The 23,940-nt window shown below is 68.5% G+C and carries 27 protein-coding genes and 1 pseudogene; 16 read left to right on the top strand and 12 right to left on the bottom strand.

Going from position 1 to position 23,940, the window contains the following annotated elements; translation table 11 throughout:
* The first annotated feature begins 3 nt into the window (after positions 1 to 3).
* The 4 genes from ACFQVC_RS17035 (at position 4) to ACFQVC_RS17020 (ending at position 1,905) form a co-directional block, all read left to right on the top strand.
* Positions 4 to 240 (top strand): hypothetical protein, encoded by a 237-nt coding sequence (locus ACFQVC_RS17035; protein WP_381831280.1) that lies wholly within the window; start codon positions 4 to 6, stop codon positions 238 to 240.
* Between the two features lie 164 nt (positions 241 to 404).
* The gene (locus tag ACFQVC_RS17030) at positions 405 to 977 is read left to right on the top strand and encodes a tyrosine-type recombinase/integrase (RefSeq protein ID WP_381831279.1); all 573 of its coding nucleotides are present in this window, start codon (positions 405 to 407) and stop codon (positions 975 to 977) included.
* Positions 978 to 1,343: 366 nt separating this feature from the next.
* Complete coding sequence (locus tag ACFQVC_RS17025) at positions 1,344 to 1,700, top strand: PRC-barrel domain-containing protein (protein WP_381831278.1); 357 nt, start codon at positions 1,344 to 1,346, stop codon at positions 1,698 to 1,700.
* A gap of 34 nt (positions 1,701 to 1,734) precedes the next feature.
* Positions 1,735 to 1,905 (top strand): hypothetical protein, encoded by a 171-nt coding sequence (locus tag ACFQVC_RS17020; protein WP_381831277.1) that lies wholly within the window; start codon positions 1,735 to 1,737, stop codon positions 1,903 to 1,905.
* Positions 1,906 to 1,935: 30 nt separating this feature from the next.
* On the opposite strand, the gene ACFQVC_RS17015 is transcribed toward ACFQVC_RS17020, so the two are convergent.
* The 5 genes from ACFQVC_RS17015 to ACFQVC_RS16995 all read right to left on the bottom strand — a co-directional run bounded on the left by ACFQVC_RS17015 (position 1,936) and on the right by ACFQVC_RS16995 (position 4,631).
* Entirely contained in the window at positions 1,936 to 2,352 is a 417-nt protein-coding gene (locus tag ACFQVC_RS17015) for a DUF5994 family protein (RefSeq protein WP_381831276.1), read from the bottom strand.
* A 47-nt stretch (positions 2,353 to 2,399) separates the two neighbouring features.
* The gene (locus ACFQVC_RS17010) at positions 2,400 to 3,401 is read right to left on the bottom strand and encodes an acyl-CoA desaturase (RefSeq protein WP_381831275.1); all 1,002 of its coding nucleotides are present in this window, start codon (positions 3,399 to 3,401) and stop codon (positions 2,400 to 2,402) included.
* 75 nt (positions 3,402 to 3,476) lie between these two features.
* Positions 3,477 to 3,773 (bottom strand): hypothetical protein, encoded by a 297-nt coding sequence (locus ACFQVC_RS17005; protein ID WP_381831274.1) that lies wholly within the window; start codon positions 3,771 to 3,773, stop codon positions 3,477 to 3,479.
* Positions 3,770 to 4,060 (bottom strand): hypothetical protein, encoded by a 291-nt coding sequence (locus tag ACFQVC_RS17000; protein WP_381831273.1) that lies wholly within the window; start codon positions 4,058 to 4,060, stop codon positions 3,770 to 3,772. The genes ACFQVC_RS17005 and ACFQVC_RS17000 overlap by 4 nt, the downstream gene beginning before the upstream one ends.
* 7 nt (positions 4,061 to 4,067) lie before the next feature.
* Positions 4,068 to 4,631 carry a DUF5994 family protein gene (locus ACFQVC_RS16995; RefSeq protein ID WP_381831272.1) on the bottom strand — a complete coding sequence of 188 codons (564 nt, stop codon included), beginning with the start codon at positions 4,629 to 4,631 and terminating at the stop codon, positions 4,068 to 4,070.
* A 257-nt stretch (positions 4,632 to 4,888) separates the two neighbouring features.
* Between ACFQVC_RS16995 and ACFQVC_RS16990 the strand changes: the two genes are divergently transcribed.
* From ACFQVC_RS16990 to ACFQVC_RS16975, 4 genes and pseudogenes are all read left to right on the top strand, one after another.
* Positions 4,889 to 5,632, top strand: coding sequence for an ANTAR domain-containing protein (locus tag ACFQVC_RS16990; protein WP_381831271.1), 744 nt, complete (start codon positions 4,889 to 4,891; stop codon positions 5,630 to 5,632).
* A gap of 76 nt (positions 5,633 to 5,708) precedes the next feature.
* A complete protein-coding gene (locus ACFQVC_RS16985) occupies positions 5,709 to 6,440 on the top strand; it encodes an ANTAR domain-containing protein (protein WP_381831270.1) in 732 nt (243 codons plus the stop codon).
* 187 nt (positions 6,441 to 6,627) lie between these two features.
* Positions 6,628 to 6,993, top strand: a complete 366-nt coding sequence (locus ACFQVC_RS16980; RefSeq protein WP_381831269.1) for an STAS domain-containing protein — start codon at positions 6,628 to 6,630, stop codon at positions 6,991 to 6,993.
* A gap of 500 nt (positions 6,994 to 7,493) precedes the next feature.
* Positions 7,494 to 8,320 (top strand): annotated as a pseudogene (locus ACFQVC_RS16975) (IS5 family transposase).
* A 195-nt stretch (positions 8,321 to 8,515) separates the two neighbouring features.
* Here the strand turns inward: ACFQVC_RS16975 and ACFQVC_RS16970 are convergent.
* Positions 8,516 to 9,241: a DUF5324 family protein gene (locus ACFQVC_RS16970; RefSeq protein WP_381831268.1), complete on the bottom strand. Its 726-nt coding sequence runs from the start codon at positions 9,239 to 9,241 to the stop codon at positions 8,516 to 8,518.
* A gap of 404 nt (positions 9,242 to 9,645) precedes the next feature.
* On the opposite strand from ACFQVC_RS16970, the gene ACFQVC_RS16965 reads away from it, so the two are divergent.
* Entirely contained in the window at positions 9,646 to 10,173 is a 528-nt protein-coding gene (locus ACFQVC_RS16965; RefSeq protein ID WP_381831267.1) for a peptidylprolyl isomerase, read from the top strand.
* 114 nt (positions 10,174 to 10,287) lie between these two features.
* Positions 10,288 to 11,175 (top strand): rhomboid family intramembrane serine protease, encoded by an 888-nt coding sequence (locus tag ACFQVC_RS16960; RefSeq protein WP_381831266.1) that lies wholly within the window; start codon positions 10,288 to 10,290, stop codon positions 11,173 to 11,175.
* Positions 11,176 to 11,465: 290 nt separating this feature from the next.
* Here the strand turns inward: ACFQVC_RS16960 and crgA are convergent, their stop codons facing one another.
* Positions 11,466 to 11,723, bottom strand: a complete 258-nt coding sequence (gene crgA / locus ACFQVC_RS16955) for a cell division protein CrgA (RefSeq protein ID WP_381831265.1) — start codon at positions 11,721 to 11,723, stop codon at positions 11,466 to 11,468.
* 144 nt (positions 11,724 to 11,867) lie between these two features.
* Here crgA and ACFQVC_RS16950 point away from each other — a divergent pair, with 144 nt between their 5' ends.
* From ACFQVC_RS16950 to ACFQVC_RS16925, 6 genes are all read left to right on the top strand, one after another.
* Positions 11,868 to 12,650 (top strand): DUF881 domain-containing protein, encoded by a 783-nt coding sequence (locus ACFQVC_RS16950; protein ID WP_381831264.1) that lies wholly within the window; start codon positions 11,868 to 11,870, stop codon positions 12,648 to 12,650.
* Positions 12,651 to 12,676: 26 nt separating this feature from the next.
* Entirely contained in the window at positions 12,677 to 13,438 is a 762-nt protein-coding gene (locus tag ACFQVC_RS16945; RefSeq protein ID WP_381831469.1) for a class E sortase, read from the top strand.
* Positions 13,439 to 13,559: 121 nt separating this feature from the next.
* Complete coding sequence (locus ACFQVC_RS16940; RefSeq protein WP_381831263.1) at positions 13,560 to 13,757, top strand: hypothetical protein; 198 nt, start codon at positions 13,560 to 13,562, stop codon at positions 13,755 to 13,757.
* Entirely contained in the window at positions 13,754 to 14,398 is a 645-nt protein-coding gene (locus tag ACFQVC_RS16935; RefSeq protein WP_381831262.1) for an aminodeoxychorismate/anthranilate synthase component II, read from the top strand. The genes ACFQVC_RS16940 and ACFQVC_RS16935 overlap by 4 nt, the downstream gene beginning before the upstream one ends.
* Positions 14,395 to 15,852, top strand: a complete 1,458-nt coding sequence (locus tag ACFQVC_RS16930; RefSeq protein WP_381831261.1) for a class E sortase — start codon at positions 14,395 to 14,397, stop codon at positions 15,850 to 15,852. Before ACFQVC_RS16935 ends, ACFQVC_RS16930 begins: the two co-directional genes overlap by 4 nt.
* 30 nt (positions 15,853 to 15,882) lie before the next feature.
* Positions 15,883 to 16,620 (top strand): class E sortase, encoded by a 738-nt coding sequence (locus tag ACFQVC_RS16925; RefSeq protein WP_381831260.1) that lies wholly within the window; start codon positions 15,883 to 15,885, stop codon positions 16,618 to 16,620.
* A gap of 143 nt (positions 16,621 to 16,763) precedes the next feature.
* Here ACFQVC_RS16925 and pknB read toward each other — a convergent pair whose 3' ends face one another.
* From pknB to ACFQVC_RS16900, 5 genes are all read right to left on the bottom strand, one after another.
* Complete coding sequence (gene pknB / locus ACFQVC_RS16920; RefSeq protein WP_381831259.1) at positions 16,764 to 18,767, bottom strand: Stk1 family PASTA domain-containing Ser/Thr kinase; 2,004 nt, start codon at positions 18,765 to 18,767, stop codon at positions 16,764 to 16,766.
* A gap of 147 nt (positions 18,768 to 18,914) precedes the next feature.
* Complete coding sequence (locus tag ACFQVC_RS16915) at positions 18,915 to 20,396, bottom strand: peptidoglycan D,D-transpeptidase FtsI family protein (RefSeq protein ID WP_381831258.1); 1,482 nt, start codon at positions 20,394 to 20,396, stop codon at positions 18,915 to 18,917.
* Complete coding sequence (locus ACFQVC_RS16910) at positions 20,393 to 21,802, bottom strand: FtsW/RodA/SpoVE family cell cycle protein (RefSeq protein WP_381831257.1); 1,410 nt, start codon at positions 21,800 to 21,802, stop codon at positions 20,393 to 20,395. Before ACFQVC_RS16910 ends, ACFQVC_RS16915 begins: the two co-directional genes overlap by 4 nt.
* A gap of 21 nt (positions 21,803 to 21,823) precedes the next feature.
* Positions 21,824 to 23,338 (bottom strand): Stp1/IreP family PP2C-type Ser/Thr phosphatase, encoded by a 1,515-nt coding sequence (locus ACFQVC_RS16905; protein WP_381831256.1) that lies wholly within the window; start codon positions 23,336 to 23,338, stop codon positions 21,824 to 21,826.
* An 83-nt stretch (positions 23,339 to 23,421) separates the two neighbouring features.
* Positions 23,422 to 23,940 (bottom strand): FHA domain-containing protein FhaB/FipA, encoded by a 519-nt coding sequence (locus ACFQVC_RS16900; protein ID WP_381831255.1) that lies wholly within the window; start codon positions 23,938 to 23,940, stop codon positions 23,422 to 23,424.

Raw genomic sequence — 23,940 nt, 5'->3', positions numbered from 1 at the left:
GGCATGGCGTACATCGAGACCAAGGAACGTAAGGACGGCGAGGCCACCCACGTCGACCGCTGGCGTGCAGGTGGAGCCCGCACCGGCAAGCGCGAGTCCGAGGTCTTCGACGATCACAAGGCGGCCGAGCGGTTCCGCGATCTCGTCAAGGGGCACGGCGAGCGCCGGGTTGGATACGCGGCCGCGGGTTCATCCAGGACCTCCGGAGTCCGGACGGGATGTTCGAGCCTTTCGCCATGAAACAGATCGACCTCCGCACCGGCATCCAGGGCGACACCAAACGCAAGTACAAGCGGCTCGTGGAACAGAACATGTCCCCTGGGGTGAGGTGACCGCGCTCCAGCCGCGCGACCTCCGCCGCCGGAACGGCCGTCCGGCCATCCGTATCCAGCGAGCCTGGAAGCGTGATCAAGAGGCCCCGCATTCACGACATCCGCCACTCCCACGCCTCCTGGCTGGTCGCAGCGAAGGTCCCGCTGCCCGCGATCCAGGGGTGGCTGGGACACGAGTCCGTCACCACAACGGTGGACCGATACGGCCACCTCCTGGACGCCCTGGACGATGAGGTCATCGCGGCCGTCGAGTGGGCCATGAACCCGAGCGCGCCACTGCCCGGCTTCCTCCTGCATTCAGGTCTGGCAGACGCAGCGGAGGGACACCCCAGCGTGCCTCACCAGCAATCCGGCGACTCCGAGCGCTCTTGGACGGATGCCAGCGACATCCCCCGACTTGGAGCCGGCCCCGTTTATGTCGTCACGCTCGGAGGCCGAGAAGTCCCGTTCGCAGATCGACAGCATGCCCAGGACGTTGCCGACCAGTGGACCGATGACCACGTAGACGAGATCGAGGCCGGCCGTGAATCGCGCGTGCGACGAGGCCCGTGCGAACGCCCTTATGGTGTGCTCGCGGAATCCCTACCTCGACTCCGTGGGGTCCGAAGCCTGACGGATGCGTGGATGGGGTTCGCTCTTACCTGAGGAGCGGCCGCCTTCTGTGCTGCTTGGGATCGTCCGAGTGAACCCCATGTCGTCCTACGTGGTCGGTGCCCGGAGTGCGGGCACCGGCCATGCTGATCGGTTACGGCGCCAGCTCATACCGCCGCTGCTCGACCTCGCATTAGATGGCACAGCTCTGCCGAACGTTGTGGACGGCGCAAAGGACGCCTCATCGGGGGACTCGCTGGCACTTCTGTAGACCGCCCCGGCTGAAATTCCCGTCGGGGAGGTCACGGCACGCCGCTTCCCCCATAGCCTGGAGGAGCAGCTGATTGCGGGCTCAGCGGGCAGTGATCGTCCTGCCGTCTGCTCAATCCGGCCTGGATCTACGCCTTCAGGAGGCAGACCATGATCCATGCGGCCAATATCCGAGAGTGGCGCAACCACGGCGTCGTCGACCCGAAGGGGCACAAGATCGGCGTGCTCGAAGCGGTCTACGTGGACACCGGCACGGATGAGCCGAAGATGGCCACGGTGCGCACCGGTCTGCCGACTCGTCACCGTCTGGTCTTTGTGCCGCTCGATGACGTGATCCTGGGGCCCGGCTACGTGAAGGTGTCCCACGCCAAGGCGCTGGTGAAGAAGGCGCCCTCGGTCGGCATGGACGACATTCTGCCCGCTGAGGCAGAGGAAGCGATCTTCCAGCACTACGGCCTGGCCTATCAGACCGGTACGGCCGGCGAGCGGCAGCTCGCGCGCCGCTGACCGGCCGCGTTCAACTCAAGGAGGCGTTCGTGTCATGGCCCTCTTCCTGCTTCTCGTCCTGGTCGCCGTCGCCCTGGGAATCATCGGTGTGGCGGCCGACGGGCTGGGCTATCTATTGATCATCGGCATCGCCGTGTTCGTGGCCGCTCTGGCCTTGATCGCGGTGCGCTGGACCCGGCGCACAGGTCAGCGCCCTGCCCGCTAGCGCCGATGGTCAGGGCTGTGGCCATGGCGGTCACTCGGCCACTGCGGATGCCATGCGTAGTTCGGCGTCCACTCGGTCGCTTTCCGGTGGCGCGACGAGCAGATCCCATCGGCCATGGCCCGGGGTGAGCAGGCAGATGGTGTGGCGGCCGTAGGTGCCGCGTGTCTGGTGCAGGCGTACGACCTGGTCGTCGATGAGTACGTGGTCGGGCGCGGGGGCCCACATCGCCGCGTGCACGCTGGCGGCGGCGATGTGACCCCAGGACGGGGGCAGGGCCGCCAAGAGCAGCGGAAGTTCGACCATCAGGTCGCGGGAGCGGGGCCACCAGATGCCGTCGATGCGGCGCGGGATCGCCGCGCGGGGCATCACGCGCAGGCGCACCGCGGGCTGGTCCGGGAGAGCAAGGTCAGGAGGCGTGTGGTCTTGGGGGTGTGCGGTTGCGGTCACGAGAACTTCCGTTCGAGTTGAGGGGGGCCGGTCTGTCCGCCGGGCGTTCAGGTGCGGCGGGCCGCGACGCGGTCCGGTGTCGGCCAGCGCACGTCGTGTACCCAGCCGAGGCGTTCGAGGAGGCGGATGACGGCGGCGGAGGGGTCGATCTGGCCGCGGTCGACGCCGTGGCGGGCGCTGGTGGGGTCGGCGTGGTGGAGGTTGTGCCAGCTCTCTCCGAAGGAGAGCAGGGCCAGGGGCCACAGGTTGGTGGCCCGGTCGTGGCGCCGGGTGCGGAACGGGCGTCGGCCGATCATGTGGCACAGCGAGTTGACACTCCACGTGACGTGGTGAAGCAGGGCGATGCGTACGACCCCGGCCCACAGCAGGGCGGTCGTGGCGTGCAGCCAGGTGCCGCCGATCGCCCAGCCGAGCGCGAAGGGCAGGGCCAGGGTGAGGACGCACAGAGCCGGGAAGGCGCGGGAGACGGCGCGGATGTCGCGGTCGGCGAGCAGGTCGGGGGCGTAGCGCTCGGCGGGGGTGGGGTCGTTGCGGAACAGCCAGCCGACATGGGCATGGACGAGGCCGCGCAACTGGCCGCGCAGGTGGGTGCCGTAGCGGTACGGGGAGTGGGGGTCGCCGGGGCGGTCGGTGAAGGCGTGGTGGCGGCGGTGCGTGGCGACCCAGCCGATGACGTCCCCCTGGAAGCTCATCGACCCGGCCACCGCGAGGGCGATCCGCACGGGCCGGGCGGCCCGGTACCCGCCGTGGGTGAGGCCGCGGTGGAAGCCGACCGTCACCCCGAGTCCCGTAACGACGTACAGGGCGAGGGCGAGCAGTACGTCAGTGGTGTGGATGAGTCGTCCCCACAGCAGCCAGACCGCCAGGCCGAGCGCGAGGAACGGCAGGACGACGATCAACGCGGTCACGGTCACGTATAGCCGCTCGCTCGTATGGCGCGGAGGCGGCGGCGGTGTGGCAGGGAAGGGGCTCTTCCCGTCGTATGCCTGCGAAGCAGCGGTCTTCCGCGGCGGGGCGTCGAGTTGAGAACGGGTGGCACCAAGGGACATGCGGGGCTCCGGGACCTCGATGGATATGGGGCGACCGGGGTCAAGGGCCGGGAAGTTGGTGGGGCGTTCTTCAGGTCAGACCGTCTCGCCGGGGTGCGTGCGCCCGGCCTGCGAGTGGCTGTCCGCCAGCCAGCCCCGGTCGTGCGCGGCGCGCGCATGGGGTGCCGGAGTGTCGGCCGTCATGTGCAGACGAGTGCCGTCACCCTCGCGGCCCGTGGGGTAGCTGCGCGGCTCGTCGCAGTCGAGTACCCCGCGCAGAACCTGTGCAACCCGCCGGGCCGCATCGGGGTTCGTGGCGATGAGGCGGATCTCCACGTGCTCGTCCGCTGCTGCGGACCGGCCGCCGGTGACGTCCTGCTCGTATCGCGTCATGACCGTTGGTACTTCATCGATTTGGGGGTCTTGCGGCGCGCGGGCAGACGTCCGCGGCCGCCGTCCCTGTGGTCGCGGCGGTCGCGGCGGTCGCGGACAGCGGGCGGATGGGTGGAGATGCCCGGCTGCGAAGGAACGGGGCTGTGGGCCCTGCGGCGGCCGGGCAGCCGACGGCTGTAGGAGTGCAGTGCGATGCGTTCGTCGTGCTGGCCGTTGAGGAGATGAATCAGGAACACTCCCAGGGCGATCATCGCGAGAACCACGGTGATGGTGATGCCGGTGTCCATGGCTGCTTCACCTGCCGCCCGTCGCGGGTGTGGGCAGGGCCGTGGCGCCGCCGTCCGACTCCCATGCCGCTGCGCGGCCGGATGCATCCTCGTCGAGGATGGTGGGGTTTCGGTCGGTGTAGGCCGCGATGAGGGCGCTGCCTGTGGGCGTGGTGCGCGGGTCGCAGGCGGCGGCCATCAGCCGTGCGGCAGTTGTCGCGTCGGTTTCCGGGGGGATGATCAGCAGGTCCCAGCGGCCCACGTGGTAGGAGAGCAGCAGGATTTGATGGGCATCCTGCTCGGCGCGGAACCATCCCACCTTCACCACATGGCCGTTCACGGGGACTTTCCGAGGCACGATCGGCCAGTGCGTCGGATTGACCGTGGCGCGTGTGATGCGGCCCCACAGTGGGTCCAACAGGTCGGTGAGGGCGGGGAGTTCACGGGTGAGGTCGCGGGAGCGCGGCCACCAGGCCCCGTCCAGCAGTCCGGACGGCGGGCCCGGAGGCTTGAGAGCCACGCGTACCGGCAGCTCGCCGGAGGGGTGGGTGAGGGCTGTGGTGGGTGAGGGGCGTGCGGTGATCACCGTCATGGTGTCGACCGTTCCCCGGGCCCGGCGTGCGAGCCCGGTGTTATCGACCCGAGAGAGATACCGACATGGAAGCCGGTCAAGAAATGCCCTCGGTACTACCCAGCGTACTGCTGCGGCGGCCCCGACCACGACTGCCCGTATCCCTTCCTTCTACTCAGCGGGCCCGTACTTGCCTGTTCGGGAGGAGACTGAGTAGCAGCAAGCGAGATCAGCTTGTGGGAAGGTGTCCCCGGGGCACTCTTGGAGGTGGGTGGGGCATGCCCGAACTGCCGCGCGAAGAGCAGTTGGCGGCCGCGTTCGTCGACCTCGCCGACACTCTGGTGCAGGACTTCGACGTCATCGGGTTCCTGCACACGCTCGCCGAGCACTGCGTGGAACTGTTGGACGTGGCGGCGGCAGGGGTGCTGCTCGCCACTCCCTCCGGTCAGCTGGTGGACGCCGCAGCCTCCGACGAGCGCACCCGCCAGCTGGAACTGGCCAGCATCGAGTGGGACGAGGGCCCCTGCCGGGACTGCTTCAAGACCAGGAGGCAGGTCCCCGATGTACCGCTGGCCACGCAAGCGGCCACGATGCGCTGGCCCCGGTTCGCGCCGCGGGCCGTGGAAGCCGGCTTCACCTCAGTCGTGGCGGCCCCGCTGCGGCTGCACGACCACGTGATCGGGGCCCTGGGCCTCTTCCGGGACCAGCCTGGACCGCTGGAGGACTCCCAGGTGAAGCTGGGGCAGGCGCTGGCCGACACCGCCACCATCGGAGTCCTGCAACAGCGGGCGGCGAGCGAGCAGATGACGGTGACCGCACAACTGCAATCCGCCTTGGACAGCCGCGTGATCATCGAGCAGGCCAAGGGCTATCTGGCGAACCGCCGCGGCATCGGTGTCGAGGAGGCGTTCACCCTCATGCGCCGTCACGCTCGCGATCACCAGACCCGGCTGACCGAGATCGCCCGCCGGGTCCTGCAAGGCACGGCTGACGCCTCTCTCCTCACGCGGCGCGATCGGTGACGCGTCGGCCCATCGGTGCCGACTGGTGGGCCGGCCGCCGGATGATCCGAACCGTCTCCGAAAGGGGGCGGCTTCGGTGACCCATCCGGTGATGGCCGACTACCTGCGCACCCTCAGCTCGCACACAGGACCCGGCATGGCGCCGCTACCGCTCGCAGCTTGCGCCGACATGCTGGGCCTGGACGGTCTCGCTCTGCTGCTGGCACCAGGAGGCGGCCAGGCTGAACTAGTGCAGTCCTACGGCGAGCGCACCCTCGCACTGGAGGATCTGCAGCAGGTCCAGGGCCAGGGCCCGAGCCTGGACGCCGCCCGCCACGGTGCCCTGATACTGCTGCCGGACGTGGCCGACACCACCGCCTTCGCCACCGATCGCTGGCCCGGCCTGCCGGCCGCCGTCGAAACACTGGACGTACGCGCGGTGTTCTCCTTCCCCCTGCGCATCGGGGTCATCGCGCTCGGCGCACTCAGCGGCCACCGCACCCGCACCGGCCCGATGTCCACCGAACAGCTCACCGACGCGTTCGGCCTCGCCGACATCATCGCCCAGATCACCATCGCCACCGCCGCGCACGCAGAGCTCCCCCACACTCCGCTGCTCGACGAGCCCGGTCTCCACTTCGCCGAAGTCCACCAGGCCACCGGCATGCTCGCAGACCAGCTGGGCACAGACTGCGACCAGGCCCTGATCCGGCTGCGCGGATACGCCTTCAGTCACAACCGGCCCCTCCTGGACGTCGCCCGCGACGTACTGGCCCGCCGCCTGCACTCGGCTGACAACGGAGACGACCCACCCAGGCCTGTCCAATGAGGATGCTCCGCCGAAGAGCCTGACATCGGATGCCGGAGCTGTCGCCTGTAGCAGCACAGCCGTCACTCCCGCAGCCCTTCGACACAACCAGCCAGCAGATCGGCAAAGCGCACTAACCTGAATCGCCGACCCAGAACCCGTTGGTATCCGGTCCCCTGGACATCCGCCTCCGGAGAAGAGGGGCGCCATGACCTCACCCCCCAACGTGGCCTGCGTCAAAGAAGTACGCCCCCACCAAGGCTGCACCCTGGTAGTCCTGTGCGGCGAAATCGACATCCACACCGCACACGGCATCACCGACTGCCTTGACACCCTCACCCGCACGGGCGACACCGACATGCTGATCGACCTACGCCCCGTCGACTTCATGGACGGCGCCGGCGTACGGCTCCTGAACCGCACCCGTGCCCGCACCAGCGGCAGACACGGGCGCCTGCGCCTGATCTGCACCCACCCCGCCACTCTGCACCTGCTCAACCATCCACGGCTGCGCCTGGACTTCGAGATCCTGAACGAGCTGCCCACACCGATACCACCGCAGGCAGCGGCCTGACCGGCGCGAAATCGCCCTGGGCCTACTTCCTCGGCGCGGCTAGGCTCACCAAGCGGCCCCGGACCCCGGTCGACTGTGCGCCTCCCGTCCACAGGGTCTTCAGGAACCCAACGGACCCGTCGAGGCAACCCGGCCGCGGTCCCATGGGGAGAGACCGAGGCCGGGCCCACGGCAGTTACCAGCACTCTTCGGTCGTCCGGCATCACGTTCGGCGATGTGAGCGGCCTGAACGTGTTCTTGACGGTGTTGGAGAGTTGCAGCTCATGCTGGGCGAAGGACCATGTGATCAGGTGGGCATCGCATGGACGGTCACCACAGGCTCAGTGGCCTGCCGGCCGCAGCCGCGACGTCGATTCGGCGGGCGATCTCCGCTTCGGATTCGCCAAGTGCGATACCGGTGGTGATCGCGGCGGCGATGGCTCGTGAGCGCCCGGCGGGTCCTCGGAGATCGGCCAGGTCGTGTCTTCAATTGATCTTGAGTGGTGGATCATGGTCGGGTGATACGTCGCCATGAACTGTCCGATGCGGAGCGGGAGTTCGTCCGGCCGTTGCTGCCCGCGTCCTTGCGGGGCCGGAAGCGGCTGGACGATCGAAGGGTCCTCAACGGCATCGTACGGAAGTTCCGCACCGGTACGGCCTGGCGGGATGCGCCCGAGCGGTATGGGTCATGGCAGACGCTGCACACCCGCTTCCGCCGGTGGGCTTTGGACCTTCGAGCGGATGCTCCAGGCTGCGCAGGCCCGGGCGGACGCGGCCGGTGACATCGACTGGCTGGTGTCGGTCGACTCCACCGTGGTGCGCGCCCACCAGCACGCAGCCGGGGCCCGAAAAGGGGGCACTGCCCACCGGCACTCGGACGCTCCCGGGGCGGTCTGACCAGCAAAATCCACCTGGCCTGCGACGGGTTCGGCCGCCCGCTTGCCCCCACCGTCACGGGCGGGAACACCAACGACTGCACCCGGTTCACCACCGTCATGGAGGCGATCCGGGTGCCCCGCATGGGGGCGGGCCGGCCCCGGGTGCGGCCCGCTCATGTGCTGGGCGACAAGGGCTACAGCTCCCGCGCGATACGGACCTGGCTGCGACGCCGCGGCATCGGCCACACCGTTCCCGAGCGAGCCGACCAGGGGTCCGCAACCGGGCCCGCCGCGGCAGCCGCGGCGGGCGCCCGCCAGCCTTCGACAAACAGCTCTACAAACGGCGCAACGTCGTGGAGCGGTGCTTCAACCGCCTCAAGCAGTGGCGCGGCATCGCAACCCGCTACGACAAGACCGCCGAGTCCTACCAAGCAGCCGTCACCCTCGCCGCGCTCCTGATGTGGGCGTGACATTTGAAGACAACTCCTAGGCTCCACGTTCAACCCCCTCTGATCTGTGTCAGAACAGGTCAGAGAGGGTTCTTGTGTCACAGGGCGCAGGGGCGCACCAGAACGCCGTGTGGCGGGAGACCTGGAAGGTCTCCCGCCACACGGCGTCTTCGTGGTGCTGCGCTGTGCTGTGCTGCTTCGCGCCTTGGCGCTGCTTCAGCCGCGGTCCTCCGGGCGCTGCGGTGCCCAGTCGTCGCGCCCGCCGGCCTCGGCCTCGGCCTGCTTGGCCTGGACCTCGGGGTCGAGTACGTCCTGGCCGCTGCCGTCGACCGAGCTCAGCGGGGTCGAGTCGGCCACCTCCGTGGGAGCCGGCGGCTCGACGAGCCAGTCCGGGTTGGCCTGCTTGTCCCACCACTTCCAGGCGGCGACGGCGGCGAAGCCGAGCAGCCCGAGCACACTGAGCCGCTTCACCGCGCGACCTGCGGCCGCCCGGCGCTCATGCCGGCGCGTCAGACGCTGGATCTCCTTGGGCGAGACCTGTCCGCGCAGTGCGGCCATGGCCGCGACGCTGCGCGAAGCCGCTTCGGTGGCGGCGGGCTGGGCCGCGGCGACGGCCTGCTCCACGCGCGGGCGGGTGGCGGCCGCAGCGTCACGTGCGGCACGGCGGGTGCGCTTCGCGGCCCGGTCCACCTTCGGCGGCACATGAGTGCGGGCCTGCTCGAGACGCGGGGCCACATGGGCGCCGTACTGCGTGCGGGCCTGGTCGGCGGCCTGGTGAGCCGCGCTGGAGACCTTCGGCGCAAGCCGTACGCGAGCCTCGTGCGCGTAGAGCGTCGCCCGGTCCTTGGCCGTGTCGGCGTAGGGCGCCACCACTTCCGCGGCGTGACGCACGCTGTCCTTCGCCGAGCTGGCCGCGGCGCGCGCGCTGTCGATGCGGGTCACGGAATCCTCCTCCTCGGTGGCGTACGGTATTTCACCTTTCCACCCTTTTTCGGATCATGCCTGTTGGGGCGACGGGCGGCATGTGGGCGGGCATCCGGGTCATCAGCCCTCATGGCTGTCGACTCGGGGCAATCTTCAGCAATGCGGTGCAAGGGGAGCTCGCCGTCGACAATGCCACGGATCGGCCCTGTGCGCGCCTGTTCGGCCGGGACTGGTTCCTCTCTCCGGCCCGACCCTCCTTCTCTGCTCCTTCTCTGCTCCTTCTCTGCTTCTTCTCTGCTTCCTCTGCCCGGCTCCGCCCACCGAAGCCGGACGTTCCGAGTACCCGTTGATGTCCCCTTATCTCTCCGTGCGCCGATCCGTGCGAGGATCGGGGGGTCAGAGAAGGCAACGGAAGGCAGATCGTGGCTGAGCAGCTTTACGCCACCCTGAAGACCAACCAAGGCGACATCGAGATCCGGCTGCTGCCGGACCACGCGCCGAAGACGGTTGCGAACTTTGTCGAGCTCGCCAAGGGCGAGCGCGAGTGGACCCACCCGGCGACCGGCAAGAAGTCCACGGACAAGCTCTACGACGGCACGGTCTTCCACCGGGTGATCAGTGGCTTCATGATCCAGGGCGGCGACCCGCTGGGTAACGGCACCGGCGGCCCGGGGTACGAGTTCGGGGACGAGTTCCACCCGGAGCTCAGCTTCGACAAGCCGTACCTCCTGGCGATGGCCAACGCGGGACCGGGCACCAACGGCTCGCAGTTCTTCATCACCGTGTCGCCGACCGCCTGGCTGACCCGCAAGCACAGCATCTTCGGTGAGGTCACCGACGGCGCGAGCCAGAAGGTCGTGGACGCCATCGCGACCGCGCAGACCAACCCGCGCACCGACCGCCCGCTCAATGACGTGGTCATCGAGTCGGTCGTGATCGAGAAGCGCTAGGACCGGTCTTCGCGAGGATCCCGCCAGGGAACCATTTCGCCCCGCTCGTCCGTAAGGATGAGCGGGGCGGCGCGTTGCGTACCCGTGCCTTCGTACGAAGATTGAGGGGACTCCATGGATCAGGCGCCCGGAAGCCCGCAGCAGCCGCCGAACTCATCGGGTCTGCCCGGCTGTTACCGGCACCCGGACCGTGAGACGGGCATCAGCTGCACCCGCTGCGAGCGCCCGATCTGCCCGGAGTGCATGGTCAGCGCCTCGGTCGGCTTCCAGTGCCCCACCTGTGTGCGGGAGGGTTCCGGCACCGGGCACGCGCCCACGGCGAACCAGCCGCGTACCCTCGCGGGCGGCACGATCGCCGCCGACCCCCGCCTTGTCACCAAGATCCTCATCGGGATCAATGTGGCCGTCTTCATCCTGGTGACGGTGGACGACTCCCTGATCCGGGATCTCTTCCTGCTCGGCGGCACGCCCCCGCAGTACCTGCCCGAGGGTGTCGCCCACGGCGAGTGGTACCGCCTGTTCACGTCGATGTTCCTGCACCAGGAGATCTGGCACATCGCGTTCAACATGCTGGGGCTCTGGTGGCTCGGCGCCCCGCTGGAGTCGGCGCTCGGCCGGGCCCGCTATCTCGCGCTGTATCTGCTGTCCGGGCTCGCGGGCAGCGCGCTGACCTACCTGATCGCGGCGCCGACCCAGCCTTCGCTCGGTGCCTCCGGTGCCGTCTTCGGGCTGATGGGCGCGACTGCTGTTCTCATGCGCCGGCTCAACTACGACATGCGGCCGGTCCTCGCCCTGCTCGCGCTGAACATGCTGTTCACCTTCACCTGGAGCGGCATCGCCTGGGAGGCACATGTGGGCGGTCTGATCGCAGGGACGGTCATCGCCTACGGACTGGTGCACGCGCCCCGGGAGCGCCGGGCCCTGGTGCAGTGGGGGACCTGTGGGCTCGTACTGCTCCTGACGATCGTCATCGTCGTCGTCCGGACCCTGCAGCTCACCTGAGGACGACCGCTGCGAAGGGCCGTGCCTGCCTGTGGGTCGATGCTGTGGCCATAGTTGTCCACAGCGGGTGGCGGATCTTGTGCATGCTGTGGGGAACAGCTGTGCCCCTTGTCCCTGACCTGGGTTTCCCCAGGAAGGGCAAGGGGCGAACTGTGTTCCGAATGGGGGACGGCCGGTCACACCGGCGTCAACGCCTCAAGGGTTATCCACAGATCTTCGTAGTTTTCCGCAGCTGTGGAAACTGCTGTGGATAACTCAGTGGATAGCTCGGGGCAGGGCTTGCCAACGGCCTACTTCCACTGCGTGGAGACGCCGAATCCCGCCGCGATGAAGCCGAAGCCGACCACGATGTTCCAGTTGCCGAGGGCCTCGATGGGCAGCCTCGTGTCCGTCACGTAGAAGACGACGATCCAGGCGAGCCCGATCAGGAACATCGCCAGCATGACGGGGGCCACCCAGCCGCGGCTGGTCAGCTTGATGTTGGTCGCCTGCTTCGACGAAGGCGGCGGCGTGTAATCGGCCTTCTTGCGGATACGTGACTTCGGCACGAGGGTCTCTCCTGTCGATGCGCTGCGTGGCCGCGCAGGGAACGGTTCGGCTGGCGCCGGGCGGGGGCGCTATGGGGGACTGAGAGCTCCCCCGGGCGTCCGTTAGCGTAGTGCTTCCGCGGCGCCGTAAGGAGTAAGGGTACGTTGAGCAATTCTGCCGACTCTCCCGACGAGGCCGCCGGGCCCGCATCCCGCCCCCGTGGCCGGCGGCCGGTCCGGCTTCTCACGGGTGCGGTCTTCGCCCTCGCCGGCCTGATCTTCTTCACCAGCTTCAACACGGCCAAGGGCACCAATATCCGTACGGATGCCTCACTGCTCAAGCTCTCCGACCTGATCCAGGAGCGCAGCCACAAGAACGGCCAGCTCGATGAGGCCAACGGCACCCTGCGCGAGGACGTGGACGCGCTCGCCGAGCGGGACAACGGCAGCTCCGAGGCCGAAGAGGCCAAGCTCAAGGCCCTGGAGAAGGACGCCGGCACCAAGAAGCTCAAGGGCGAGGCCGTCTCCGTCACCCTGGCCGACGCCCCGCCGAACGCCACCGCCAAGATCCCCGGCTACCCCGAACCGCAGCCCAACGACCTGGTCATCCACCAGCAGGACCTGCAGGCCGTGGTGAACGCCCTGTGGAAGGGCGGGGCCAAGGGCATCAAGGTCATGGACCAGCGGCTGATCTCCACCAGCGCCGTCCGCTGTGTGGGCAACACCCTCATCCTGCAGGGCCGCGTCTACTCACCGCCGTACAAGGTGACCGCCGTCGGCGACCCCGAGGATCTGCGGCGGGCGCTCACCGCCTCACCCGAGATCCAGAACTACATGCTGTACGTCAACGCCTACGGGCTCGGCTGGAAAGTCGATGAGCACCGGGCGGTGACTCTTCCCGGCTACTCGGGCACAGTGGATCTCCACTACGCGAAGCCTGTGGAGTAGTTCCGGGGAGGGGCCGGCCCGTGTCGGTGCGAGTGATCGTCAGGACCTTCAGCGAACTGTGCATCACCATCGGCATGTTGATCGTGCTGTTTGTCGCCTACGTCCTGTTCTGGACCGGCGTCAAGGCCGACAGCGCGATGGACAGCCAGATCGACCAGCTGCAGGACCGATGGGCGCAGGGCTCCGTCCCCGCGGGCGACGGCGACAAGGGTGAGGGCGGCCCGGGTGAGGGCGGCCCGGGTGAGGCCGGCGCCGACTCCCGTCCGGGGCCCGACTCCCCGGGCACCGAGGAGAATCCGCCCGCTCCGCCCGCGTACGAGGACGGCAAACCCTTCGCCGTGATGTACATCCCACGGTTCGGTTTCACGTGGAACAAGCCCGTGCTCGAAGGCACCGGCACCGGCACCCTCAAGAAGGGCCTCGGGCACTACGACTCGACCGCGCAGCTGGGCCAGAAGGGCAACTTCTCGGTCGCCGGCCACCGCCGCACCTACGGCGATCCGTTCAAGGACTTTCCGAAGCTGCGGCCAGGGGACGCGGTGGTCCTCACCGACGGCAGTACGTGGTTCACGTACCGCATCGACAACAAGCCGTACAAGACGCTTCCCAGCGATATCGCGGTGATCGACCCCGTGCCGCGCAAGTCCGGCTTCGACGGGCCCGGTCGTTACCTCACTCTTACGACCTGTGAGCCAGAGTGGGGCCACAGCCACCGGCTGATCGTCTGGGCGCATCTCGATGCGACGCAGCCGGTCCAGGAGGGGAAGCCCGAGGCTTTGCGCGACTGATCACAAGGCCGCGAGCGGCTTTGCGCAGCTGACCCACGTGCACCATGTGCGGCCCCTTAGTCTGGTGGCGTAGGCCAACAGGCCATAAGGGCCACGGGCGCGGGAAGGGACAGCGGACAGCATGTACGGCTGGATCTGGCGGCATCTGCCGGGCAACACGTGGCTCAAGGCCCTCATCTCGCTCGTCCTGGTACTCGGCCTCGTGTACCTCCTTTTCCAGTACGTCTTTCCGTGGGCGGAGCCGCTGCTGCCGTTCAACGACGTGACGGTGGACGAGGGCATGAGTGCCGTGCGCGAGACCGGCGGGGCCGCCCTGTGAGCGCGCGCAGCCGGATCCTCGTGGTCGACAACTACGACAGCTTCGTCTTCAACCTGGTCCAGTACCTGTACCAGTTGGGCGCCGAGTGCGAGGTCCTGCGCAACGACGAGGTCACCACCTCCCACGCCCAGGACGGGTTCGACGGCGTACTGCTCTCGCCGGGGCCCGGTGCGCCCGAACAGGCCGGGGTCTGTGTCGACATGGTGCGGCACTGCGCCACGAGCGGCGTGCCCGTCTTCGGCGTATGCCTGGGCATGCAGTCGATGGCGGTGGCGTACGGCGGGGTCGTGGACCGCGCGCCCGAGCTGCTGCACGGCAAGACCTCCCTGGTCACGCACGAAGGCGTCGGTGTCTTCGCCGGGCTGCCCTCGCCGTTCACCGCGACCCGCTACCACTCCCTGGCCGCCGAGCCCGCCGAGATCCCGGACGAGCTGCGGGTCACCGCACGCACCGATGACGGCATCATCATGGGCCTGCGCCACCGTGAACTTCCGGTCGAGGGCGTGCAGTTCCACCCCGAGTCGGTGCTGACCGAGCACGGTCACCTGATGCTCGCCAACTGGCTGGCCGAGTGCGGTGACACCGAGGCGGTGGCGCGATCGGCCGGGCTTGCCCCGGTCGTGGGCAGGGCATCGGCGTGACGGCGATCCGCCCCGAGCGCGATTCAGGCGCCCCGTACGAGCAGAGTCATGCGTACGGGGACGCCGGTGCGTTCGAGGCGGCGGTCGACCGCATGGACGACCCTCTCAACGACCCGCTGCCAGGGCAGCACCCGTCGCCGTGGTTCCGCGCCGAAGGCGGGGAGGCGGAGGAGGCGGCGCAGCAGCCGCCCCAGCCGATACCGGACCCGCTGGACCCGATATCCCAGGCCGCGGGCCACCGCCCCGCCGTGGACGCCTCCGCCTATGAGGCGATGTACGGCGAGGGGTACGCGCAGCTGTACACGCCCGCGGAACAGCCGTATACGCCTGCGGAACAGCCGTACTCGCCTGCGGAGCAGCCGTACGTCCCCGCTGAACAGGCCTACGTCCCCGAGGAACAGCCGTACGTTCCCGCGGAACATCCGTACGCCCCGGAGCAGCCGTACGTCCCTGAGGAGACGTACACCGGCACCGGGACGTACGCGCACGCGGCGGAGAACATACCGGTGCCCGTCGACGACGAGACCGTGGGCCTGCGTACCGCCGAAACCCGGCGGGCGGCCGCGGAGAGCGCCGCGGAGGAGCCCGGGCGGCAGGAGCCCGAGGGGCCCGCGGAGGGCGGCCGGGCCGCACGCCGCAAGGCCGCACAGCAGGCCGCCAGGAAGGGCGGACGCCGCAGGCGCACGGGTACCGGTACCGCCGCTTCCACCGCTTCCGCCGCGGGATCCGGCTCGGCCCCCATGTCCCGCATGGAGGCGCGCCGCGCGGAGCGGGCGAAGAAGCCGAGCCCCGCGGTCATCGCGAGCCGGGCCGTCGGGGAAGTGTTCATCAGCATCGGCGTCCTGATGCTGCTGTTCGTCACCTACCAGCTGTGGTGGACGAACATCCGCGCCGGCCAGGAGGCGGGCAGTGCGGCCAACAAGATCCACCAGGACTGGGCGAGCGGCAAGCGCAAGCCGGGCGCCTTCGAACCGGGCCAGGGCTTCGCCATCATGCACATCCCCCGGCTCGATGTGGTCGTGCCGATCGCCGAGGGCATCAGCAAGGAGAAGGTCCTCGACCGCGGCATGGTCGGCCACTACGCCGAAGGCGCCCTGAAGACCGCGATGCCCGAGGACAAGAAGGGCAACTTCGCCGTCGCGGGGCACCGCAACACGCACGGCGAGCCGTTCCGCTACATCAACCGCCTGGAAAAGGGCGACAAGATCGTCGTCGAGACGCAGGACAGGTACTACGTCTACACGATGGAGAGCATCCTTCCGCAGACGAGCCCCAGCAATACGGATGTCATCAAGCCGGTACCCGAGGGATCGGGCTTCACCAAGCCCGGGCGGTATCTGACGCTGACGACCTGCACTCCGGAATTCACCAGTACGTATCGAATGATCGTCTGGGGCAAGATGGTCGAGGAACGGCCGCGCAGCAAGGGCAAGCCCGATGCGCTCGTTCGCTGACGGGACAGAACGAGGACGGGGCGAGTAGCAGTGGCAGCCACCACCGACCAGGACGAGCGCGACAAAGGTGCGGGGCCCGCGCCACGGCGCCGTTCCCGCGGCGGACGTATCGCGACGGCGGTCAGCGTCTTCGGTGAACTCCTCATCACCGCCGGCCTCATCCTCGGCCTGTTCGTCGTCTACTCGCTGTGGTGGACCAACGTCATGGCCGACCGCGAGGCGCAGAAGCAGGGCGACAAGGTGCGCGAACACTGGGCCGACAAGGGTCCCGGCGCCCTGGACACCAAGGACGGCATCGGATTCCTGCACGTACCGGCGATGAACAAGAGCGACATCCTGGTCAAGAAGGGCACGGACGCCAAGACCCTCAACGACGGTGTCGCCGGGTACTACACCGACCCGGTCAAGTCCGCGCTGCCCGAGGACAAGAAGGGCAACTTCTCGCTCGCCGCGCACCGCGACGGGCACGGCGCGAAGTTCCACAGCATCGACAAGATCAGGAACGGCGACGCGGTCGTCTTCGAGACCAAGGACAAGTGGTACGTCTACAAGGTCTACTCGACGCTCGCCGAGACCTCGAAGTTCAACGTGGACGTCCTGGACGCCGTCCCGAAGGAGTCCGGCAAGAAGAAGGCCGGCCGCTACATCACGCTCACGACCTGCACCCCGGTCTACACGTCCAAGTACCGCTACATCGTGTGGGGCGAGCTGGACCGTGTGGAGAAGGTCGACAGCGAGCGGACGCCGCCGCCGGAGCTGGGGCAGTAGTCCTGAAGTCCCGAACAGTCGGCTGAGAAACGGCTCGGACAGTCAGATGTGAAACGGCTCGGGCCCCCTCACCAGGAGGGGGCCCGAGCCGTTTCGTATGCCGTGCACGCGCGGCGGTCAGTCCGGGCGGTCGGTCCCGGCGGTCAGCCCTTGCGGCCGGAGCCGGTGAGCCCGCCGAACCATCCTCCGCCGTCGTCCTCGCCGCCGGGGCCCTGGCCGCCGTCGGCCGTGGTCAGGTTGACCGTGGTGCCGCCGGGGACCTGCGTGCCGCCGGTCGGGTCGGTGGTCACCACCAGCGCCTGGTCGTCCTGCGGGCCCTGGATGTTGCCGACCGTCAAGCCCGCGTCCTCAAGGGCCTTCTTGGCGTCCTTCAGCTTCTGGCCCGTCAGGGTCGGCACCGCGATCTGCTCCTGCGCCTTCGCCACGGTCAGCGTGACCGTGGAACCCGGCTCGGCCTCCGTCTGGCCCTTCGGGGTCTGCTCCACGACCTGGCCCGCGGGCACGTCGTCGCGCGGGACTTCCTGGACGTCGACCTGGAACTCATTGGCCTGGAGCTGCGTCTTGGCGGCGTCGACCTGCTGGCCGATGACGTCGGGGACGGTCTGCTTGGCCTTCTCCTTGGCGACCGTGAGGGTGATCGAGGAGCCCTTCTCGACATCCGTGTCGCCCTTGGGGGACTGGCTGAGGACCGTGCCAGGAGTCTGCTCGGACTCCTTGGTCTCCTTGTCCACGGAGAAGCCCTTGTCCTGCAGCTGCTCCGAGGCCTTCTCGTAGGACAGGCCCCGGACGTCCGGAACGGTGACCTTCGGTGCCCCGGTGGACACCACCACATTCACCGTGCCGAACTTGTCGATCTCCCCGCTCTTGGGGGTCTGGCTGCAGATGTGGCCCTTGGGCTGGTCCTCGCACTCCTTCTTCGTGGAGGAGAGCTTCACATCGCCGTTCTCGGCCTGCCTCTCGGCGTCCTCGAGCGTCTTGCCGACGAAGTTCGGGACGTCGACCTTGTCGCCGCCCTTCGCGCCGCCGCCGAACACTTCCTTGCCGATCAGGATCGCGCCGACCAGGACGAGGATGCCCGCCAGGATCAGCAGCGCCGTGGAGACGCCGCCCTTCTTCTGGCGGCGGCGCGGCTGACGCTCGTCATAGCCGTAGCCGCCGTCGTCCGGGTTGACCGGGGGCAGCATGGACGTCTGGCCGCCGCCGTTCTGCGGGCGCAGCATCGTCGTCTGCTGGTCGTCCGGGTGACCGCCGTACCCGACCGCGCCAAGCGCCGCCGTGGCCGCGACGGGCTGGCCGTCGAGACAGGCCTCGATGTCGGCGCGCATCTCGTCGGCGGACTGGTAGCGGTAGTCGGGGTCCTTGACCAGGGCCCGCAGGACGATGGCGTCCATCTCGGGCGTGATCTCGGGGTCGAAGGTGCTCGGCGGCTGCGCCTCTTCGCGTACGTGCTGATAGGCGACCGCCACGGGCGAGTCGCCGACGAAGGGCGGACGTACCGTCAGCAGTTCGTAGAGCAGACAGCCCGTCGAGTACAGGTCGCTGCGCGCGTCGACGCTCTCGCCCTTGGCCTGCTCCGGGGAGAGGTACTGGGCGGTGCCGATGACGGCGGCGGTCTGGGTCATCGTCATGCCGGAGTCGCCCATGGCGCGGGCGATGCCGAAGTCCATCACCTTGACCTGGCCGTTGCGCGTCAGCATGACGTTCGCCGGCTTGATGTCGCGGTGCACGATGCCGTTGCGGTGCGAGTACTCCAGGGCCTGGAGGATGCCGATGGTCATCTCCATGGCGCGCTCGGGCAGCAGCTTGCGCCCGGAGTGCAGCAGCTCACGGAGCGTGGAGCCGTCGACGTACTCCATCACGATGTACGGGATGGAGACCCCGGCGCCGCCGCCGTTGTCGTACACCATGTCTTCGCCGGTGTCGTAGACAGCGACGATGGCCGGATGATTGAGCGAGGCGGCGGACTGGGCCTCACGGCGGAACCGGGCCTGGAACGACGGGTCGCGGGCGAGGTCCGCCCGGAGCGTCTTCACAGCGACGGTGCGGCCGAGGCGGGTGTCATGGGCGAGGTAGACCTCCGCCATGCCACCACGGCCGAGCACCTGGCCCAGCTCGTACCGGCCGCCGAGGCGACGCGGCTCTTCCATAGCTACCTACCAGCCCTCTCCGTCAGTCCCGACCGCACCCATGTGTGGTCCGGCGGTGTGCTGTCCCGGCATACCGTACCGGCCTGCCCAAGGATGATCTGGCCGTGACCGTGACCTGATACAGGACCGGTACCGCCGTGATCGGCGTCACTGTCCCCCGTTGCCGTCGCCCTTGCTGTCGAGGACCGCCTTCATCACGTTCTTGGCGATCGGCGCGGCCAGGCCGCCACCGGAGATGTCACCGCGGTCGGCGTCACTGTCCTCGACGACCACCGCGACGGCCACCGGGGAGCCCCCGCCGGGGTTCTTGGCGTAGCTGATGAACCAGGCGTACGGCTTCTCGCTGTTGTCGACGCCGTGCTGCGCGGTACCGGTCTTGCCGCCGACGGTGACGCCGGGCAGCTGCGCGGCGGTGCCGGTGCCCTCCTTGACGACCGTCTCCATCATTTCCTGGAGCTTCTGCGCGTTCGGCTTGGACAGCGGCTCGCTCATCGCCTTCGGATCGTGCTTCTCGATCACGTCCAGGTTCGGCGCCTGCAGCTGGTCGATCATGTACGGCTCCATGAGCGTGCCGTCATTGGCGACGGCGGAGGCGACCATCGCCATCTGCAGCGGAGTCGTCGCCGTCTCGAACTGGCCGATGGAGCTCAGCGCGGTCTGCGGCTTGTCCATCTTCGTGGGGAAGTTCGACGCGGTGGCGCGGACCGGGATGAACTGCTCCTTGTTGAAGCCGAACTTCTCGGCGGTCTCCGCCATCTTGTCCTTGCCGAGATCCGCGCCGATCTTGCCGAAGACGGTGTTGCAGGACACCCGCAGCGCCTCGCGGAGCGTGGCGTTCTTGCAGGGGATGTTGCCCTCGTTCTTCAGCTCGGTCTGCGTGTCCGGCATCGTCCACGGCAGCGGCGAATCGGTCTTCTCGTCCGGGTCGTTGTAGAGCCCGTGCTCAAGGGCGGCGGCAGCGGTGACGGCCTTGAAGGTGGAGCCCGGCGGGTACGTCTCGCGCAGCGCCCGGTTCAGGGTCGGCTTGTCCGGGTTCTTCTCCAGCTCCTGCCAGGCCTTCTGGTCCTCCTTGCCGTTGCCCGCGAACTTCGACGGGTCGTACGACGGAGTGGAGGCGAGCGCCAGGATCGCGCCGCTGGACGGGTCGATCGCGGCGACGGCGCCCTTCTTGGAGCCGAGGCCCTCGAACGCGGCCTTCTGCGCCTTGCCGTTCAGGGTGGTGACGACATTGCCGCCGCCCTGCTTCTTGCCGGTGATCATGTCGAGGGTGCGGCGGAAGAAGAGCCGGTCGTCGTTGCCGGTGAGGATCTCGTCCTCGAGGGACTCGATCTGCGTGGCACCGAACGACTGCGAGGCGAAACCGGTGACAGGCGACCACATGGGGCCGTTCTTGTACGTCCGCTTGTACGCGAAGTCACTGCCGGTGGTCTTCTCGGAGCCGGTGACCGGCTTGCCGTCGACGATGATGTCGCCGCGCTCCTGCGCGTACCGCTCGATCAGGACACGGCGGTTCTTCTCATGGGTGCGCAGCTGGTCGGCGGAGACGTACTGCAGCCAGTTGTCCCGGATCAGCAGGGCGAGCACGAGCAGCCCGCAGAAGATCGCGATCCGGCGCAAGGGCTTGTTCACGGCCGTACCACCTGGGTCATCTCGGCATCGGGGTTCGGGGCGGGGGCGGGCGCCGGACGGCGCGCCGTGTCGCTGATCCTCAACAGGATCGCGATCAGGGCCCAGTTGGCGATGACGGACGAACCACCCTGCGCGACGAACGGCATCGTCATACCGGTCAGCGGAATGAGGCCCATGACACCGCCGGCGACGACGAAGACCTGGATGGCGAAGGCTCCGGACAGGCCGATCGCGAGGAGCTTGCCGAACGGGTCGCGGGCGGCGAGCGCGGTGCGCACACCGCGCTCCACGATCAGGCCGTAGATCAGCAGGAACGCCATCATCCCGGCCAGGCCCAGCTCTTCACCGAAGGTGGCGAGGATGAAGTCGGAGTTGGCGGCGAAGCCGATCAGGTCGGAGTTGCCCTGGCCGAGGCCGGTGCCGAGGACACCGCCGGAACCGAACGCCATCAGGGACTGGGCGACCTGGTCGCTCTGCGCCATCACCGTGTCGGAGAACGGGTGCAGCCAGGCGTCCACACGCTGCTGCACATGCGACTCGAAGGTGGCCACACCCACGGCGCCGACCGCGGACATCAGCAGACCGAACACGATCCAGCTGGTGCGCTCGGTCGCGACGTACAGCATCACGACGAACATGCCGAAGAACAGCAGTGACGTACCCAGGTCGGTCTCGAAGACCAGGATGAGCAGGCTCATCGCCCAGATGGTGATGATCGGCCCGAGGTCACGTCCACGCGGCAGATACAGGCCCATGAAGCGGCGGCTGGCCAGCGCCAGGGCATCCCGCTTCACCATCAGATACCCGGAGAAGAACACCGCGATGATGATCTTCGCGAACTCGCCGGGCTGAATGGAGAACGGGCCCAGGCTGATCCAGATCTTCGCGCCGTTCACCGCCGGGAAGAACACCGGCAGGATCAGCAGCACCAGCGCCACGGCCATCGAGATGTAGGTGTACCGCTGCAGGATCCGGTGGTCCTTGAGGATCAGCAGGATCGCCACGAACAGGGCGATACCGATCGCCGAGTACATCAGCTGCTTCGGGGCGTCCGGACTGAACGAACCGAACAGGTTCTCCGCGCGCTGCTGCAGCCGCGGCGACTGGTCGAGCCGCCAGATGATCACCAGGCCGAGGCCGTTGAGCAACGTCGCGAGCGGCAGCAGCAACGGGTCCGCGTACGGCGCGAACTTACGCACCACCAGATGGCCGACCGCGGCGAGCAGTCCCAGCCCGAGCCCGTAGCCGAGCATGCCCGTGGGCATCTCGTCGTTCATGGCGAGGCCCACATTGGCGTACGCGAAAACCGGGATGACCACCGCGAAGACCAGCAGGGCCAGCTCGGTGTTGCGCCGGCTCGGCGCCCCGATCGCACCAATAGTGGACGTGTGTGTAGTACTGCTCATGGCTAGGAAGGCCCCCTGCGCCTACTGCTGACCGGCGGTGCCAGTGCCGGGTGCAGGAGTCGGTGTCTTCTTGCTGTCGTCGGTCCCCTTGCGGTTCTGGGAGGAGCCGCTGTCGTCCTTGGCGGAGCCGCTGGCACCGCCCGCCTCGCCCTCGCCGGTCGCGGCGTTGGACTCGTCCTCGGCCTTGCGCTTCTGTGCCTCACGGCAGTCGGCGGTCAGCTCGGAAATCTTCGCCTGGGCGTCCTCGAGGCTCGTCGGGTCCAGGCCCTTGTTCTCGATCTTCTCGCGCTGGAAGCTCGGCAGGCAGCTGAGCTCGACCTCCGGGTGCTCCTCCTCGATCTCCGACAGGCTCACCCAGGCCAGATCCTGGTTGATGCCGCGGTACAGAGCGAGATGCCCGTCCTTCGCGCCGACGTAGTACTGCGTCTGCGTCCAGTAGTACGCGCCGTACAGACCGCCGCCCACGACGGCGAGTGCGAGCACCGTGAAAAGGGATCTCTTGAGCCACTTCCCGCGGCGCCGCGGCTTGATGAAGTCCTCGTCCGTGTACGCCCCGAAGGAGCCCTCCGGGACATAGGCGTCCGGCTCACCGGAGCCGGGCGGCCCGAAGCCCCCCGTGGGCTGCGGCGGCACAGGACGGCCGAGGCCCGCCGCGCGGCCCGCGGGGGTCTGCATCGCGCCGTTGTCGTTCAGCTGCAGCTGGTTCTCGGCGACCGCGCCCACCACGACGGGGGTGTCGACGAGCTGGCCCGCCAGGGTGTCACCGCTGTCGATGTCCAGGACATCGGCGACGATCACCGTCACGTTGTCCGGGCCGCCGCCGCGCAGCGCGAGCTGGATCAGCTCCTGCACGGTCTCCTGCGGGCCCTGGTAACTGGCGAGGGTCTCCTCCATCGTCTGGTGCGAGACCACACCGGAGAGACCGTCGGAACAGATCAAGTACCGGTCGCCCGCGCGGACTTCACGGATGGAGAGATCCGGCTCGACATGGTCACCACTGCCGAGCGCCCGCATCAGCAGGGACCGCTGCGGATGCGTGGTCGCCTCCTCCTCGGTGATCCGGCCCTCGTCGACGAGCCGCTGCACCCAGGTGTGGTCCTGCGTGATCTGCGTCAGCACGCCGTCGCGCAGGAGGTACGCGCGCGAGTCGCCGACATGCACCAGACCGAGCCGCTGACCCGTCCACAGCAGCGCGGTCAGGGTGGTGCCCATGCCCTCGAGCTGCGGGTCCTCCTCGACCATCACGCGCAGCTGGTCATTGGCCCGCTGCACGGCGTCACCGAGAGAGGTGAGGATGTCCGAACCCGGTACGTCGTCGTCGAGCTGGACGAGGGTCGAGATCACCTCGGAACTGGCGACCTCACCGGCCGCCTGACCGCCCATGCCGTCGGCGATGGCAAGGAGCCGCGGCCCCGCGTACCCCGAGTCCTCGTTGCCCTCCCGGATCATGCCTTTGTGCGATCCGGCGGCGAAGCGCAGTGACAGACTCATGCGCACCTCGCCCGTCGGCTCCGGGTACATCCGCACGGTGCCCACCCTCCGGTCGGGAGCGCGCTCAGGCCCGATTCATGGGCCGCGTCGGCTCGCTCGCTCCGCTCGCGCTCTTTCATGATGTAGCACTACTTCCGAAGCTCGATGACGGTCTTGCCGATGCGGATCGGCGCACCAAGGGGAACGGGCGTCGGGGTGGTCAGCCGGGTCCGGTCGAGATACGTACCGTTGGTGGACCCGAGATCCTCGACGATCCACTGGCCGTCACGGTCCGGGTAGATCCTGGCATGCCTGCTGGAGGCGTAATCGTCGTCAAGGACGATCGTGGAGTCGTGCGCCCGGCCAAGGGTGATCGTCTGGCCCTGCAGCGCAACAGTCGTGCCCGTGAGGGTGCCCTCCGAGACCACCAGCTTCGACGGCGCACCACGGCGCTGCCTGCCGCCCCCGCCGCCCTGCTGGCGCGGAGCCGGCGGCGCGGCCTGCTGGCGGCCCTGCTGCGGACGCGCCTCGCCACCGCGGCGCGAACCGCGCTGCGTGACGCGCGTACCGAACAGGTCGCTGCGGATGACCTGGACGGCCACGATCACGAACAGCCACAGGACGGCCAGGAAACCCAGCCGCATGACCGTCAGGGTCAGCTCTGACAT

The organism is Streptomyces monticola (assembly GCF_042665355.1).
Lineage (GTDB): Bacteria > Actinomycetota > Actinomycetes > Streptomycetales > Streptomycetaceae > Streptomyces > Streptomyces monticola.
This window is presented reverse-complemented; position numbering and strand designations above follow the sequence as displayed.

What these genes read in the sequence shown, in the direction of transcription:
- ACFQVC_RS17010 (WP_381831275.1), bottom strand. Translation starts at nt 3,401, where the DNA reads ATGTCCCTTGGTGCCACCCGTTCTCAACTCGACGCCCCGCCGCGGAAG.
- ACFQVC_RS16995 (WP_381831272.1), bottom strand. Translation starts at nt 4,631, where the DNA reads ATGACGGTGATCACCGCACGCCCCTCACCCACCACAGCCCTCACCCAC.
- ACFQVC_RS17005 (WP_381831274.1), bottom strand. Translation starts at nt 3,773, where the DNA reads ATGACGCGATACGAGCAGGACGTCACCGGCGGCCGGTCCGCAGCAGCG.
- ACFQVC_RS16910 (WP_381831257.1), bottom strand. Translation starts at nt 21,802, where the DNA reads ATGAGCAGTACTACACACACGTCCACTATTGGTGCGATCGGGGCGCCG.
- ACFQVC_RS16900 (WP_381831255.1), bottom strand. Translation starts at nt 23,940, where the DNA reads ATGTCAGAGCTGACCCTGACGGTCATGCGGCTGGGTTTCCTGGCCGTC.
- ACFQVC_RS17025 (WP_381831278.1), top strand. Translation starts at nt 1,344, where the DNA reads ATGATCCATGCGGCCAATATCCGAGAGTGGCGCAACCACGGCGTCGTC.
- pknB (WP_381831259.1), bottom strand. Translation starts at nt 18,767, where the DNA reads ATGGAAGAGCCGCGTCGCCTCGGCGGCCGGTACGAGCTGGGCCAGGTG.
- ACFQVC_RS16940 (WP_381831263.1), top strand. Translation starts at nt 13,560, where the DNA reads ATGTACGGCTGGATCTGGCGGCATCTGCCGGGCAACACGTGGCTCAAG.
- ACFQVC_RS17035 (WP_381831280.1), top strand. Translation starts at nt 4, where the DNA reads ATGGCGTACATCGAGACCAAGGAACGTAAGGACGGCGAGGCCACCCAC.
- ACFQVC_RS17000 (WP_381831273.1), bottom strand. Translation starts at nt 4,060, where the DNA reads ATGGACACCGGCATCACCATCACCGTGGTTCTCGCGATGATCGCCCTG.
- ACFQVC_RS17020 (WP_381831277.1), top strand. Translation starts at nt 1,735, where the DNA reads ATGGCCCTCTTCCTGCTTCTCGTCCTGGTCGCCGTCGCCCTGGGAATC.
- ACFQVC_RS16960 (WP_381831266.1), top strand. Translation starts at nt 10,288, where the DNA reads ATGGATCAGGCGCCCGGAAGCCCGCAGCAGCCGCCGAACTCATCGGGT.
- ACFQVC_RS16990 (WP_381831271.1), top strand. Translation starts at nt 4,889, where the DNA reads ATGCCCGAACTGCCGCGCGAAGAGCAGTTGGCGGCCGCGTTCGTCGAC.
- ACFQVC_RS16980 (WP_381831269.1), top strand. Translation starts at nt 6,628, where the DNA reads ATGACCTCACCCCCCAACGTGGCCTGCGTCAAAGAAGTACGCCCCCAC.